Here is a 16,316-nt window from a genome sequence, read left to right on the forward strand (position 1 = left end):
AGGTCGTTAGGGTTTCACCCATGGCGGTTGGTCCTCCTGAATCAGGTTCTGCCAGGAACTCTCTGATTTATCAGTAGGATACCAACCGCCATCTTCATTTCCAGGGCTGCCCGGTGAATATCAGGGGATCGATAAGGGTAAGCACCGCCGCGTTCATCGTTCACCCTCAAAAATCTACTATATTTCAATGAGTTGGTTGTCATCATTGTTCTTAATTAAGTATTGTTCACAAGAGGGTGATCATTTTTTATCTTAGTTTAGGTTAGAACTATCCATCTGGATAGGGGTGGTTTATTTTCGGTTATCTATGGTTTACATATCCGTGGAGACTGGATGGATTGTCGAGCGATCCATTACCAGTCTCGTGGAGATATGGCTCTCCCGAAGGTGACGGTTGGTGATGTGGTCTCTTAACTTTATTTACTGAGATGGCATCAGTCTTAAGGCCAGGAGAGTATGCCACTTTTTCATCACGCTGGCATTGTTGGGAGGTCATCATGGCAAAGAAAAATGGCAATAACGGCAATGGCGGTCAGGGGGGAGGGAACTCCACTATCAATCAATCGCTCACTGTGGATGACGAGTACGCCGTCTCGGAGGATGCCTTGTTCGGCGGCCTCATCAGTGGTGTGACCTTCTTCGATGTCATGGGTAACGACCTGGATGACGGGGCCGGCGTTCTGTACTCCCTGGATACCGGGGAAGAAGGGGAAGATAGCGTCGTCGATCTCGAGGACGCCGACGTCAAGTACACCCTGGAGCAGATCGAGAGTCCCGAAGGGTACGATCCCGATCGCAGTGAACAAGGGGCACGGATCTGGATCACCGAGGATGCGACAGGCAACGAGGTGGTGGCCTATGACATCCGGCCGATCGCGGATGAGTTGCATGCCCTGGCCGAGGGCGAGACATGGACGGATTCCTTCATCTACGCCATTCAGGACGGGAACCGTCCGCTGAGCTGGGCCAGGGTCACTGTCACCGTCACCGGCAGCAATGATGCGCCGATGCTGGCCGCCGGGGTAGGCGCTGCCGGTGAGGACGGCGCGGCCATCACGATCAACCTGGCCGCCTTGGCCGTTGACGTCGATAGCGACGACGACGGCACCAGCCTCGGCTATGCCATCAGCACGGCCCCCGGCGAGGGCAGCGCCTCGATCAGCGGCACCACCCTGACCTTCGATCCGGGCGCGGACTTCCAGAACCTGGCCGAGGGCGAGACCCGCGAGGTGGTGATCGGCGTTACCGCCAGCGATAGCCACGGTGCCACTGCCAGCAACGACGTGATGATCACCGTCACCGGCACCAACGACGCCCCGAGCCTCGCCGCCGGTAGCGGCGGGGCCGGCGAGGATAGCGCGGCCATCGACGTCGACTTGGCCGCCTTGGGCGATGACGTCGACAGCGACGATGACGGCACCAGCCTGAGCTACGCCATCAGCGGCTTACCCAGTGAGGGAGCAGCCTCGATCAGCGGCACCACCCTGACCTTCGATCCGGGCAGCAACTTCCAGGACCTGGCCGAGGGCGAGACCCGCGAGGTGGTGATCGGTGTCACCGCCACCGATAGCCACGGCGCCACCGCGACAAACGACGTGACGATCACCGTCACCGGCCGCAACGACGGCCTGGTCGCCATCGCAAGCCTGGTAGCCACCAACCAAGACCAGGCGGCGTCAGGGGTGCTCACGACCCTCTCACCGGATAGCAGCGATCAACTCAATTTTGCGCTGGCATCGGGGCCGGATAAGGGGACTGTTTCAATCGAAGCGGATGGGAGCTTCACATATACCCCGGATGCCGGTGAGTCCGGTGCCGATGCATTCCAATTCTCGGTTATCGATGAAGCGGGATTGAGCTCCACCGCAACGGTAGCGGTTGAAATCGCTGACAGATCCTTCGAGATTCCAGATGGCTATGATCAACTTTTCAGTGAACTCAGTCATGTGGCGAATGTTTCTACCCATGAACCAGATATGTATCGCAGGAAACATGATATTTCGGCATTGCTTGATGGAGGCTATGTTCAGGTATGGAGTTCCAGGGATGGAATGTACTGGGGAGTATTCGGCCAACGTTACGATGCCAGTGGTGGAGCTGTTGGTCCGGAATTCAAAGTCAATACCGATACCTGGACCATTGATTATTTTCCGTCAGTCACGTCGCTGGAAGATGGCGGTTTTGTGGTGACATGGACGACGTATGGGGAATTCGGTAATAGCATCGGTCTCTACGGCCAGCGCTATGCAGAAGATGGAACCGCTTTAGGTGGGGAGTTCCAGATCAACACTACCGCAGGTAGCCCAATAGACCAAGCCGTTGCTTCATTGGATAATGGTGGGTTTGTAGTGACTTGGTCATACCGTGATGGATTAAGTTCGGAGTCTGACATTTATGGACAGCGGTTTTCTGTAGATGGAACATTGTCAGGCTCCGAATTTTTGGTCAATTCAAACACTGATGCGCCGCAGTCTAGTTCTTCCATTGGTGGGCTGAACGATGGTGGTTTCGTAGTCATATGGGCATCATCTGTTCAGGATGGTTCTGGCTGGGGAACCTATGGGCAACGTTATGGCGAAGACGGGGAGACTAATGGCGTCGAGTTCAAAATCAACACCTACGTTACGAACAACCAGCGTGAACCCTCCGTCGTCTCGCTAAGCGACGGAGGGTTCGTGGTAGTCTGGGAATCCCATGGCCAAGACGGTTCCGCTGACGGAATCTTTGGGCAGCGCTACAACGCCGATGGAACCCCCGATGAGCGGGGTGAGTTCCGAGTCAACTCCTACACCACTGATTACCAGTCGTCTCCCGACGTGACTGCCTTGGCTGATGGTGGTTTTATGGTCACCTGGATGTCCTATGAGCAGGATGGATCGAGCTATGGCATCTATGGTAAGCGGTACGACGCCGAAGGAAATGGAGGGCCTGAAGAATATTTGCATGCCTCTACGCTTGCAAGCCAGCAATACCCGCGGATCGCAGAGTTATCCGATGGCACTATCGCCGTGGCATTTCAGGATAATGAAGTGGGCTTGGTCGTGTCACTCGATGGCGAGGCACCCACCATTGGTGACGAGCCAGCTTCGTACGTGGCCTCCCCCGAAGTTACTACCTCCAGCGGCTATTTCAAGATACTGGGACAAGGCGCAGCAGGAGGTGGCCAATCGATTGCACCGCTAGATGATGGCGGCTTCGTGATTGTCTGGCGAGGACAGGATATCTACGGCCAGCGGTACTCGGCCGACGGAGCACGGATGGGGCCGGAGTTTGTGGTCAATTCGTCTACTGATGGATCTCAACTTAATGCCTCCGTTGCCTCGTTTTCTGGAGGCGGCTTTATGGTGACTTGGACATCTAGCGACGAAGATGGCGATGGTGTTTATGGGCGGCGCTATGGGGCTGACGGTGAGGCTGTAGACGAAGAGTTCCGCGTTAATAGCACCGTTGCAAACTCTCAAACGGATGCCTCCACAGCTACATTCGATGATGGCAGTTTTTTGGTGACCTGGGTTTCCGGTGGCCTTGATGTCGCGGATGGCGTCTATGGTCAATGGTTTGATGCCGATGGTACAACGATAGGCGAGGAGTTTATGGTTAGTACCGATACTTCTATTCGTTACAATGCAGCAGTCTCATCTGTGCTTGGTGATGGGAGTTTAGTAGTGATATGGGTGACTCAGTATGGAACTGTTCTGGGTCAGCGGTTTGATGCCGACAGAAATAAGATTGATGACGAATTCAGGATCAGCGCTCATACCAGTAGCGAATATGGCTTGCCGACTATCACCTCAATGTCTGATGGCGGCTTCGTGGTTGCTTGGTCTGGTGACGATCTCAACAGATCTTACAGTGATATCTTTGCTCAACGCTATGATGCCGAGGGATTGCGCATAGGAGAAGAATTCAAAGTCAACAATTTCATTGTTGGAGGACAGCATAGTCCTTCTGTGACCGCGTTGTCCGATGGCGGCTTCCTGATCACCTGGGTGTCGGCTGATCAGGATGGGTCCGGGAGTCGCATCTACGGGCAGCGTTTTGATGCAGAAGGCAAAGAGGAAGGTCCGGAGTTCCGGTTGACAGAGGAAGTGAGTGATTCGATTTATGTCTCTTCGTCTATCGTGGAACTCACCGATGGAAGTCTGGCGCTGGCCTACAAGGATGGTCTGGAAATCTCCACCCGAGTGTTGGTGGAGGTCACAGAAGGCAGTACCACAGCGAAGGAGATCTCCGGCACCGAGGGCAACGACGTGCTGATCGGCTCGAATGTCGGCGATACGCTAGACGGCGCGAGCGGGGACGATAGCCTGATAGGCGGCGGGGGTGACGACACCCTGACCGGCGGCAGTGGCCATGACCGCTTCATCCTCGAGCCGACCGACGATCTGGGCGTCGATACCCTTCTCGACTTCACCACAGGCAGCGGCGAGGACGCCGATGTGCTGGTGGTCGCCCCCCTGTTGGAAGGCTACGACCCGCAGACGTCCTCGCTGGCGGACTTCGTCCAGGTCCGGGAGGAGAATGGCGATAGCGTGGTCAGCGTGGATCGCGACGGTGCCGGTGAGGCGTATGCGGCCGAGGATGTGGCCGTTCTGGTGGGCGTGAGCGGCATCGATGCGGACTCGCTACTGGCGAACCAGAACCTGGAGGTCTGATCGCCCGCCGGTATCGGCGACAAGCGTCAAGGCGCCGCCTGGCGCATTATGCCAGGCGGCATGTTGTTACTGCCATGACGCATCGGTGAACGGGGAGCCATGCCAAGTGTTGTTCGTACCTTAACATGGCCCATGTCTGCATGATGTGTGTTCGATGATCATGATATCAAGACGTTACTAAGTTGTTATCGGGTGGCTATTAAACTCTCGACTACTTCATTGAAGGGGCTTTTGTAACAGTGGAGCTTATGTGCCTTACCCGATGATGCTGCTTGGACAAGGCCATGTCCGGAGCGCTGGTGATAGGGCGGAAGGCAGTTAGTCACTCATTGATGTGGTAGGGAGGATGGCATGGCTGACCCCCATTCAAACGATGAGCTTTGGAAAGTCCTGGGAACCTGCCGCAAATCCTTCCTGATGGTTGGCTTCTTCAGCATGTTCATTAATCTGCTGATGTTGGTTCCAGCCATCTACATGCTCCAGGTCTATGATCGCGTCATCACCACCTACAGCAAGGAGACATTGCTACTGCTGACGCTGATTGCGGTCTTTCTCTTCCTCGTCATGGGGGGGCTGGAACTGGTTCGTTCCCGGATCCTGGTCAGGGTCGGTAACCGGCTGGAGACGCTACTCGGCGAACGGCTCTATGCTGCCATGATCAAGAAGTCCCTGACGGTTCCCGGCCTGCCGTCGGTGCAGCCCCTCAACGACCTGACCAGCATCCGCCAGTTTCTTACGGGTAACGGGCTCTTCGCCTTCTTCGACGCGCCCTGGATTCCGCTCTACTTGGGCGTCCTGTTCTTGTTCCACATGTGGCTTGGGGTTTTTGCCACCGTGGCGGGCCTCCTGCTGCTGGCATTGGCGATCGCCAATGAGATATCGACCCGGCGACTGCTGTCGGCCGCTACCAGCGAGAACATCCAGTCCCGGGATTTGACCAGCAGCAATCTGCGCAACGCCGAGGTGCTGCAGGCCATGGGAATGGTGCCACAGGTCATGCAGCGGTGGGCGTCGAGGCATCACGATGCCCTGTGTTATCAGTCAGCAGCCAGCGATCGGGCGGGCATCCTGATCAACCTTTCCAAGATGCTGCGCATCATGTTCCAGTCCCTGATCCTAGGGGTAGGGGCCTACCTGGTACTCCAGAGGGAGGTCTCGCCGGGCATGATGATCGCGGGCTCCATCATCATGGGACGCGCGTTGGCTCCCATCGACCAGATGATCGGTGGCTGGAAGGGCGTGGTCGGGGCCCGTGGCGCCTATCGGCGTATTGCCGACTTGCTCGCCAAGATCCCGCCCGATGTTGACAGCATGGCGCTGCCGCCCCCGAAGGGCCATGTCAGCGTGGAAGCCGTCGCGGCGGCGGCCCCGGGGGAGCGACAACCGGCCATTGCCGGCATCCACTTCACGGTACAGCCAGGAGAACAGGTCGGAATCGTCGGGCCCAGTGCCGCGGGCAAGTCGACCCTGGCGAGGGCCTTGCTGGGCATCTGGCCTGCATTGGCGGGCACGGTGCGCCTCGATGGTGTCGATATCACGCAATGGAATCGACAGGAGGTGGGCGCCTACCTCGGCTACCTGCCCCAGGACATCGAGCTCTTCCATGGCTCTATCAGCGAGAATATTGCCCGCTTCGGTGAAATCGACGCCGCTCAGGTCGTAGAGGCGGCCAGAAAGGCGGGGGTGCATGAGATGATCCTTCGCCTGCCCCAAGGATACGATACCCAGATCGACGGCAACGGCACCCTCTCCGGCGGTCAACGCCAGCGCATCGGGCTGGCCCGGGCCCTCTATGGTCGCCCGGTATTGGTCATGCTCGATGAGCCCAACGCCTATCTCGATGCTGAGGGGGACAAAGCACTCACCGCATGCCTCCAGCAGCTGAAGCGAGAGGGCACCACCCTTTTCGTGATCAGCCATCGCTCGGCGATCCTCCAGGGAGTGGACAAACTGTTGGTGCTGAAGGAGGGGCGCATGGATCAATGGGGGACTGCCTGCGAGGTCCTTGGTCAGATAACCCGGCCTGCGACAGGCGTCAAGCTGAATGGCAAGGGGGTGGGGGTGAACGGGCGCTTGTCTCCCTTGAGCCCGTCCGTTAACGAGGCCGCCACCCAACGGGGTGGCGGCGAGGAGCCGTCCTGATGAACCACCCAACGCCGGCGTCGAGTGTGAAGGCTCGCCCCACAACGCTTCCCCTTGCCGACCAGGCCTGTTGTCGCTGGGGCATGGCGCTGCTCCTGGTGGCCTTCGGGGGATTCGGGGGCTGGGCGCTCTCCGCCGATCTCGCCGTCGTGGTGGTGGCGCCCGGTTCCCTCTCGGTGGAATCCTTCAAGAAGACCATCCAGCACCTCGAAGGGGGCATCGTCGAGCGGATTCTCGTCGAGGACGGCCATGGCGTTGACGCCGGTGAGCCCCTGTTGGTCATCGACGATACCCAGGTGCGTGCCGCATTGCAGATCGCCCAGTCCCAGTACGCCATCGCCCGGGCGCGCGAAGTTCGCCTGCTGGCCGAACAGGCCGGGGAGGCCACCTTGGCGTTTCCGCAGGACTTGATCGATGTCGGCTCGTCGCGAGTGGCGGAGGTGATCCGTGTCCAGGGGCGGCTCTTCCATGCCAGGCGTGAATCCTTGCGGGGCGCCCTGTTGTCCCTCGATGCACAGGTCGTGCAGATGCAGGAACAAATCGCCGGGTTGGAGACCAAGGACCGGATCATGCTCCAACGCATTGATTCGCTGAGCCGCGAGGCGGCGGATCATCGTGCCTTGCTCCGGCAGAGACTGGGCAACAACGTCCGATTGCGCGAGGTGGAGCGGCAGATGCTCGAGTTCGAGAGCGAGATGGCAGAGGATCGTGCCCGCGTCGCCAGCCTGAAGGCGCAGATCGGCGAGACCCTGCAGAACAAGGAGGTCCGCCTCCAGGAGTACCAGCAGGAGGTTGGCGAGAGGTTGTGGGACGTCCAGACCCTGGTCATGGACGCCGAGGAGCGTATCGCGGCCCTTCAGGACGAGGCACGCCGTACCCTGGTGACGGCCCCGGTGGCAGGCATCGTGGTGGATCTGAAGGTGCACACCCTGGGTGCCGTGGTGGGGCCAGGAGACCCCCTGCTGGATATCGTGCCCAGCGGCGATGGCCTCGTGGTCGAGGCCCGGGTCGTGGATCGGGACGTCGACAACGTCTATGTCGGCCAGTCGGCCGAGATCCGTTTCAGCGCCTTCAACCAGAGGCTGTCCAACGTCATCGAGGGAAGGGTCGTGCATGTCTCGGCGGACAGCTTCCTGGATGAGGCAACAAGCACCCGGTACTACAGGGTACGAGTCCAGGTGACCGAACGGGGCCGCGATGACATGACCGATAACATGCAGTTGTTGTCCGGTATGCCCGCCGAGGTGATGCTACGCACTGGGGAACGGACACTCGCCAGTTATATCGCCAAGCCCATCAACGACATGCTGGCGCGAGCCATGCGCGAAGACTAATCTTGTCGGTGGCGTATGGCGTATGGCGTATGGCGTATGGCGTATGGCGTATGGCGTATGGAATGGTGAGGGCTTCGACTTCTCCCTCAATTACACTGCCACCCAGCACCAAGCTACCTCCCGAATATTGACAGCAGCGCGCTCAATGATCCCTGTCGCCGTTCGGCAGGGAATTGCTTTGACGGAGAACGTTGCAGCATTCACACAGCTGGCGGAAAGCGTGAGCCACCAAGTTCTGATCTGCTCTGGCTCTATGGCCGCCTCGAAGGCAGGCAACTTTTCGTTGCGTTGAGCTCTGAGTGAATGAGGTGCCTATGCCACATCGATCCCGACGGAGGGTACTTGGTCGGCCCAGGACACCGCCCGCACCAAGCGACTTTCTTGATCAGTGGGCCGCGGCGTGCTCGTCGTGCCGGCGTCTGGAGGGCGAGCCACTGTCGGTGGCATCGCGGCGGCGCAACACCCACTTCTCCAACTCGACGATCAGCAGGATCGCCACGCTGCCGGCGAGGATCACAAGCCAGTGGACGAGACCCAGGGCGGCGCTGCCGAAGATCAGCTGCATGAAGGGCAGGTAGGTCCAGGCCAGCTGCAGCGCGAACACCAGGGCGATGGCGATCCACACCGGCCGGCTGCCGAAGATTCCCGTCATCGACAGCGAGCTGTGGATCAGGAAGCGGCTGTTGATCAGGTAGGCGGCGCTGCCCATCACCAGCATGTTCACCGCCCCGGCCCGGGCCAGTGCCTCGCTGCCCTGCTGGTGGAGCAGGATCCAGGCGAACACCCCGAACACGCCGACCAGCAGCAGCACCGAGACGAACACCACGCGCCACAGCAGGAAGAGATCGAGCAGCGCGGCCGTCGGGTCGCGGGGGCGTCGCTGCATGATGTCGGGCTCGGCCTTCTCGAAGGCGAGCGCCAGGCCCAGGGTCACCGCCACCACCATGTTGACCCATAGCGCCTGCAGCGGCGTCACCGGCAGCAGGGTGCCGCCCAGCACCGCCAGCATGATCGCCAGGCCCTGGCCGCCGTTGGTGGGCAGCAGGAAGGTGATGGTCTTGCGGATGTTGTCGTAGACCTTGCGGCCCTCCTCGATGGCGGCGGCGATGGTGGCGAAGTTGTCGTCGGCGAGCACCATCTCGGCGGCTTCCTTGGCCGCCTCGGTGCCCTGGATGCCCATGGCCACGCCGACGTCGGCACGCTTGAGCGCCGGGCCGTCGTTGACGCCGTCGCCGGTCATGGCGCAGATCCCGCCCCTGGCCTGCATCGCGGTGACCAGCCGCAGCTTGTGTTCCGGGGCGACGCGGGCGAAGACGTCCACCTCGAGAATGCAGGCCTCCAGTTCCCGGTCGGACATGGCCTCGACCTCGCGACCGGTGAGGGCCCGGTCGGTGTGCGCGAAGCCGAGCTGTTCGGCGATGGCGCGGGCCGTTACGGCATGGTCGCCGGTGACCATTACCGGGCGGATGCCGGCGCCCAGGCACCGTTTCACGGCGGTGATGGCCTCGTCGCGGGGCGGGTCGAGCAGGCCCACCAGTCCCAGCAGTACCAGGCCCTCCTCGGCGTGCTCGTCGACCAGGTCGTCGATGCCCTCCAGGCGCTTCTCGGCCAGGGCCAGCACCCTCAGGCCGCGGGAGGAGAGGGCATGGATGTGCGCCTCCCACGTCGCGCGATCGAGCTCGGCCTCGCCGCCGTCGGTACGCACCTTGTGGCACATCTCCAGCAGCCGGTCCGGCGCCCCCTTGACCAGCAGGTACGGCTCGCTGTCGACCTCGTGGAGGGTGGCCATGTACCGGCGTTCGGACTCGAAGGGAATGGCGTCCTGGCGGGCGTGGTCGCCGCGCAGCTCGCGCGCCGAGAGGCCGGCCTTGGCCGCGGCCACGACCAGGGCGCCCTCGGTGGGGTCGCCGTGGATCCGCCAGAGGCCCTGTTCCTCGGCCAGCTCGGCGTCGTTGCACAGCACGCCGACCTTGAGGAAGTGTCGCAGGGCGTGATGATCATCGAGGTCGAGCGTCGCCGCCTCGGGCTTGCCGTCGTCGCCGGCCCGGTGGAAGTCGCCTTCGGGAGAGAAGCCGGTGCCGTCGATGCGAATCTCCCCCTCGGGCAGCCGGATCGCCCGAGCGGTCATCTCGTTGCGGGTCAGGGTGCCGGTCTTGTCGGAGAAGATGGTGGAGATCGAGCCCAGGGTCTCCACCGCCGGCAGCCGGCGGATGATGGCGTTGCGCCGGGCCATGGCCTGGACACCGAGCGCCAGGCCGATGGTGACGATGGCCGGCAGGCCCTCGGGGATGGCGGCCACCGCCAGGCCGACGGCGGCCATGAACATCTCGCCCACGGGCTGGCCATGGACCAGCACCCCGAACAGCCCGGTGAGCAGGGCGGCGCCGAGGATGAACACGGCCAGCACCCGCCCGGCGCGGTCGAGCTGTTGCAGCAGCGGGGTCTTGAGCTTCTCCACCCCGCGCAGCATTTCCGAGATGCGGCCGATCTCGCTGTGGCTGCCGGTCTCCACCACCAGCCCCAGGGCATTGCCCTGGACCACGATGGTGCCGGCATAGGCCATACTGCTGCGGTCGCCGAGGTCGGCGTCCTGGTGCACGGCGTGCGTGGCCTTGTCCACCGGCGTCGACTCGCCGGTCAGCGCGGCCTCTTCGGCGCGCAACCGCCGGGCCTCGAGCAGGCGCAGGTCGGCCGGTACGCGGTCGCCGCTCTCCACCAGCACGATGTCGCCGGGCACCAGCTCCTCCGCGGGGATCACGTCGCGCCGGCCGTCGCGCAGCACCTGGGCCCGGGGCGAGAGCATGTTGCGGATGCTCTCGAGCGCTTGCTCCGCCTTGCCCTCCTGGAAAAAGCCGATCAGCGCGATGATCAGCACCACGCCGAGGATGGCCGTGGCGTCGAGGTGATGGCCGAGCCCCAGGCTGGCCACGGCTGCGGCGAGCAGGATCAGCATCAGGATGTTGTTGAACTGCGCGAGCAGGCGCTTCCACCAGGGGTGGCCCCGTGCCTGGCGTAACCGGTTCGGGCCGTGGCTGGCCAGGCGTGCACGGGCCTCCTGGCCGCTCAATCCCCGCGGCGTGGCGTCGAGTCGCGTCAGTGACTCCTCGGCCGGCAGGGCATGCCAGCTGGGGCGTTCGTGGGGCTTGTGCTCGGGCATCCTGTTACCTCCTGCACGGGGTGTCACTGTAACCGCTGCCAAGGCGACAGATGTAGCACACCCCGAGTTGCACCGTAGTGATCCAGGACAAGGCACCGCGCCCAAGCGGGTGATAACCCCCGGCAGTGTCGGCTCCTAGAGCAGCATGGCGGCGAGCCAGCCGAAGGCGATCAGTGGGATGTTGTAGTGCAGGAAGGTGGGGACGACCGAGTCCCAGATATGGTCGTGCTGGCCGTCGGCGTTGAGGCCGGCGGTGGGGCCCAGCGTCGAGTCCGAGGCCGGCGAGCCGGCATCGCCCAGGGCGGCGGCGGTGCCCACCAGGGCCACGGTGGCCATGGGGGAGAAGCCGAAGCCCAGCGCCAGGGGCACGTAGAGCGAGGCGATGATCGGGATCGTCGAGAACGACGAGCCGATGCCCATGGTGATGAAGAGGCCGACCAGCAACATGATCAAGGCGGCGAGCCCCTTGTTGTCGCCGATCAGCTCGGCGGAGCCGGCCACCAGCCCTTCCACCTCGCCGCTGGCCTGCATCACGCTGGCGAACCCCGCCGCCGAGATCATGATGAACCCCACCAGGGCCATCATGCGCATGCCCTCGGTGAAGATGCCGTCCTGCTCGTGCCAGCGGAACACCCCGCTCATCGAGAGCAGGGCGAAGCCGAAGAGACCGCCGAGCACCATGGAACCGGACAGCAGCTGGATGGCCACGGTGCCGCCCAGGGCCACGGCCAGCACGCCGAGCTGCCAGGGTGCCAGGTGACGGGCCGCCTCGGCTGGCGTCTCGTCGCCGTGGGCCAGGTCGTGATCCTCGTAGTGGCGCGGCTTGCGGTAGCTCCACAGCACCGCCACGGCCAGGCCCAGCGCCATGCCGCCGATGGGAATCACCATGGCCAGGGGCACCATCTGGCGGGTCACCTCCAGCCCCAGTGCCGCGCCGCTCTCGTTGAGATTGGCCAGCAGGATGTCGTTGAGGAAGATCGAGCCGAAGCCTACCGGCAGCAGCATGTAGGGCGCGGTGATGCCGAAGGTGATCACGCAGGCGGCCACCCGTCGGTCGAGCCGCAGGTGGTTCATCAACTTGAGCAGCGGCGGCACCAGCACCGGAATGAAGGCGATATGCACCGGGATCAGGTTCTGGGAACTGACCGCCGCGGCCAGCAGGGCGCCCAGGAGGGTGTAGCCGACCAGGCGGCGATTGCCGCTGTCGTCATCCAGGTCGAGGCCGCGAATCGCCCGGTTGGCGAGCAACTCGGTGATCCCGGAACGTGACAGGGCGACGGCGAAGGCGCCGAGCACGGCATAGGAGAGGGCGATGGTGGCGCCGTTGCCGAGGCCGTCGTTGAAGGCGTCGAGGATATCGGCGAGCGGCATGCCGGCATGGAGACCGCCGACCAGGCTGGCGGCGATCAGCGCGAAGACCACGGAAACGCGGGCGAGACTCAGGGTGACCATCACCAGGATGGCCAGAACGATGGCATTCATGCTTGGCTCTTGTCGTTGAGTAAGGGCGGCGACATCCCGGGGCCGAAGCCCCGGGGCGGAGGATAGTACGTCAAGGGAGGCCGACCGTCAGTGACTGGGTAGCAGTGACTGCGGCACCAGGGCGTTCAGGACGCGGGATTCGAGCAGCTCGGTCGCGGCCTCGATGTCGCGGGCGAAGAAGCGATCCTTGTCGTAATGGGCCACGCGTTCGCGCAGGGCGTGGCGTGCCCGTTCCAGCGGCACGGTGGTGGTGAGGCGATGGCCATTCCCATCCATTCGGAAGTCCAGCCCCTGGCAGGCGGCCAGCCACTCGATGGCGAGGATGCCGCGCACGTTCGCGGCCATCTCCCACAGCCGCTTGCCGGCGGCCGGGGCCATGGAGACGTGGTCCTCCTGGTTGGCCGAGGTCGGCAGGCTGTCGACGCTGTGGGGATGGGCCAGGGCCTTGTTTTCACTGGCCAGGGCGGCGGCCGTCACCTGGGCGATCATGAAGCCGGAGTTGACCCCGCCGTGCTCGACCAGGAAGGGCGGCAGCCGGGACATGTGCTGGTCCATCATCAGCGAGACGCGCCGCTCGGTGAGCGAGCCGATCTCGGCGATGGCCAGGGCCAGGTTGTCGGCGGCCATGGCCACCGGCTCGGCGTGGAAGTTGCCGCCGGAGATGATGTCCCCCTCGTCGGCGAACACCAGCGGGTTGTCCGACACCGCATTGACCTCGATGGCCAGCACCTCGGCGGCCTGGCGGATCTGGGTCAGGACGGCCCCCATGACCTGGGGCTGGCAGCGCAGCGAGTAGGGGTCCTGTACCTTGCCGCAGTGGACGTGGGAGTCGCTGATCTCGCTGCGGCGGCCGAGCAGGTGACGATAGCCCGCGGCGGCATCGACCTGCCCCGGCTGACCACGCACCTCGTGGATGCGCGCATCGAAGGGCGCCCGCGAGCTGAGCGTCGCCTCCACGGTCAGCGAGCCGCACACCGTGGCGGCGGCGTAGAGGTCTTCGGCCTCGAACAGCCCCTTGAGGGCATAGGCCGCGGAGACCTGGGTGCCGTTGAGCAGCGCCAGGCCCTCCTTGGGGGCCAGGGAGAGCGGCTGGAGGCCGGCCACTTCCAGGGCCTGGCGGGCGGGGAGCCATTCGCCCCGGTGGCGGGCCTTGCCTTCGCCGAGCAGCACCACGCTCATATGCGCCAGCGGCGCCAGGTCGCCCGAGGCGCCCACCGAGCCCTTGAGCGGAATATGCGGGTAGACCTCGGCATTGATCAGCGCCACCAGGGCGTCGAGCACCTCGCGGCGAATGCCGGAGAAGCCGCGCGCCAGGCTATTGACCTTGAGCACCATGATCAGGCGCACCAGGGCGTCCTCCATGGGCTCGCCGACGCCGGTGGCATGCGACAGCACCAGGGAGCGCTGCAGGTCTTCCAGGTGCTCCTTCTCGATGCGGGTCTGGGCCAGCAGGCCGAAGCCGGTGTTGATGCCGTAGACGGTGCGGTCCTCGGCCACGACGCGGTTGACGCAGTCGACGCTGCGCTGGATCGCCGCATCGGCGCTCGCCGGCAGGCTGACCGGAACATGGGCCTCATGGACCCGGCGCGCCTTGGCCAGGGTCATCTTGCCGGGTTGGATCTCTAGATGGGGCATGAAGTGGCTCTCCTGAGAAAGGTGTGTGCGGCGTAGAGCGATGAGCTATTCCGGCGACAAGCCTGCGCGAGGGCGCTGTGAACCCGTCCCTGGGCGCTACATTCGCCATCCCTGGCGAATGACCCTCGCTACGCCTTGTCCCCGGCGCTCATCGCGCCGGACGTTTGTGGCCGTGCTCTTACTTATCGAGCATCGGCAGGTCGAGTCCGTTCTCGCGGGCGCAGGTCTTGGCGATCTCGTAACCGGCGTCGGCGTGGCGCATCACCCCGGTGCCCGGGTCGTTGCGCAGCACCCGCCCGAGGCGGGCGTGGGCGTCGTCCGTGCCGTCGGCGACGATCACCACCCCGGCATGCTGGGAGTAGCCCATGCCCACGCCGCCGCCGTGGTGCAGCGAGACCCAGGTCGCGCCACCGGCGGTGTTGAGCAGGGCGTTGAGCAGGGGCCAGTCGGAGACGGCGTCACTGCCGTCCCGCATGGCTTCGGTCTCGCGGTTGGGGCTCGCCACCGAGCCGGAGTCGAGGTGGTCGCGGCCGATGACGATGGGCGCCTTGAGCTCGCCACTGGCGACCATCTCGTTGAAGGCCTGGCCGAGGCGGGCGCGATCCTTGAGGCCCACCCAGCAGATGCGTGCCGGCAGCCCCTGGAACGCAATCCGCTTCCGGGCCATGTCGAGCCAGTTGTGCAGGTGCGGGTCGTCGGGGATCAGCTCCTTGACCTTGGCGTCGGTCTTGTAGATGTCCTCCGGGTCGCCGGACAGCGCCGCCCAGCGGAAGGGGCCGATGCCCTGGCAGAACAGCGGACGGATGTAGGCCGGCACGAAGCCGGGGAAATCGAAGGCATTCTCGACCCCTTCCTCCTGGGCCATCTGGCGGATGTTGTTGCCGTAGTCGAAGGTCGGCACGCCCATCGTCTGGAAGTCGAGCATCGCCTGGACATGCACGGCCATGGAGCGCTTGGCGGCCTTGACGGTGACCTCGGGCTCGGAGATGCCCCGTGCCACGTAGTCGTCCCAGCTCCAGCCGGCGGGCAGGTAGCCGTGCAGCGGGTCGTGGGCGCTGGTCTGGTCGGTGACCATGTCCGGCTTGACGCCGCGCCTGACCAGCTCGGGGAGGATATCGGCGGCGTTGGCGCACAGTCCGATGGAGACGGCCTTGCCCTCGCTGGTGTAACGCTCGATACGCGCCAGGGCGTCGTCGAGATCGGTGGCCTGTTCGTCCAGGTAGCGGGTGCGCAGGCGGAAGTCGAGGCGCGACTGCCGGCATTCGATGTTCAGCGAGCAGGCGCCGGCCAGGCTTGCCGCCAGCGGCTGGGCGCCACCCATGCCGCCGAGACCGGCGGTGAGGATCCAGCGGCCGGTGAGCTTGCCGTCGTAGTGCTGGCGGCCGGCCTCGACGAAGGTCTCGTAGGTGCCCTGGACGATGCCCTGGGAGCCGATGTAGATCCACGAGCCGGCGGTCATCTGGCCGTACATCATCAGGCCCCGGCGATCGAGCTCGTTGAAGTGCTCCCAGTCGGCCCAGGCCGGTACCAGGTTGGAGTTGGCGATCAGCACGCGCGGCGCGTCCCTGTGGGTCTCGAACACCCCCACCGGCTTGCCCGACTGGATCAGCAGCGACTGGTTGTCCTCCAAACGACGGAGGGTCTCGACGATCTTGTCGTAGCACGGCCAGTCGCGGGCGGCGCGACCGATGCCGCCATACACCACCAGGTCCTCGGGGCGCTCGGCCACGTCGGGGTGGAGGTTGTTCATCAGCATGCGCAGCGGCGCCTCGGTGAGCCAGCTCTTGCAGCTGAGTTCGGTGCCCGTGGGGGCGGCGACCCGGCGGCTGGGGTCGTGACGGGAATCGGTGCTGATGGGCTGGTGCTGGGTCATGGTCATGGGTTCTCGTGTCGTGGTGGTAAGGCTTCGTC

Annotated in this window: 7 protein-coding genes; 3 read left to right on the forward strand and 4 right to left on the reverse strand. The window is 63.7% G+C overall.

Features of this window, described 5'->3' with window-relative positions; all coding sequences use genetic code 11:
• Positions 1-497 precede the first annotated feature (497 nt).
• From MKP05_RS17940 to MKP05_RS17950, 3 genes are all read left to right on the forward strand, one after another.
• Positions 498-4,655, forward strand: a complete 4,158-nt coding sequence (locus tag MKP05_RS17940; protein WP_240569534.1) for a cadherin-like domain-containing protein — start codon at positions 498-500, stop codon at positions 4,653-4,655.
• 351 nt (positions 4,656-5,006) lie between these two features.
• Positions 5,007-6,797, forward strand: coding sequence for a type I secretion system permease/ATPase (locus tag MKP05_RS17945; RefSeq protein WP_240569535.1), 1,791 nt, complete (start codon positions 5,007-5,009; stop codon positions 6,795-6,797).
• The gene (locus MKP05_RS17950) at positions 6,797-8,131 is read left to right on the forward strand and encodes an HlyD family type I secretion periplasmic adaptor subunit (protein ID WP_240569536.1); all 1,335 of its coding nucleotides are present in this window, start codon (positions 6,797-6,799) and stop codon (positions 8,129-8,131) included. The genes MKP05_RS17945 and MKP05_RS17950 overlap by 1 nt, the downstream gene beginning before the upstream one ends.
• Before the next feature lie 385 nt (positions 8,132-8,516).
• On the opposite strand, the gene MKP05_RS17955 is transcribed toward MKP05_RS17950, so the two are convergent.
• The 4 genes from MKP05_RS17955 to hutU all read right to left on the reverse strand — a co-directional run bounded on the left by MKP05_RS17955 (position 8,517) and on the right by hutU (position 16,278).
• Complete coding sequence (locus MKP05_RS17955) at positions 8,517-11,288, reverse strand: cation-translocating P-type ATPase (RefSeq protein WP_240569537.1); 2,772 nt, start codon at positions 11,286-11,288, stop codon at positions 8,517-8,519.
• A gap of 135 nt (positions 11,289-11,423) precedes the next feature.
• Positions 11,424-12,770 (reverse strand): Na+/H+ antiporter family protein, encoded by a 1,347-nt coding sequence (locus tag MKP05_RS17960; RefSeq protein ID WP_240569538.1) that lies wholly within the window; start codon positions 12,768-12,770, stop codon positions 11,424-11,426.
• A gap of 87 nt (positions 12,771-12,857) precedes the next feature.
• Positions 12,858-14,405 carry a histidine ammonia-lyase gene (gene hutH / locus MKP05_RS17965; protein ID WP_240569539.1) on the reverse strand — a complete coding sequence of 516 codons (1,548 nt, stop codon included), beginning with the start codon at positions 14,403-14,405 and terminating at the stop codon, positions 12,858-12,860.
• 178 nt (positions 14,406-14,583) lie between these two features.
• Positions 14,584-16,278, reverse strand: a complete 1,695-nt coding sequence (hutU, locus tag MKP05_RS17970; RefSeq protein ID WP_240569569.1) for a urocanate hydratase — start codon at positions 16,276-16,278, stop codon at positions 14,584-14,586.
• Between the last annotated feature and the right edge of the window lie 38 nt (positions 16,279-16,316).

The sequence above is a fragment of the Halomonas flagellata genome, assembly GCF_022487945.1.
GTDB lineage: Bacteria > Pseudomonadota > Gammaproteobacteria > Pseudomonadales > Halomonadaceae > Halomonas > Halomonas flagellata.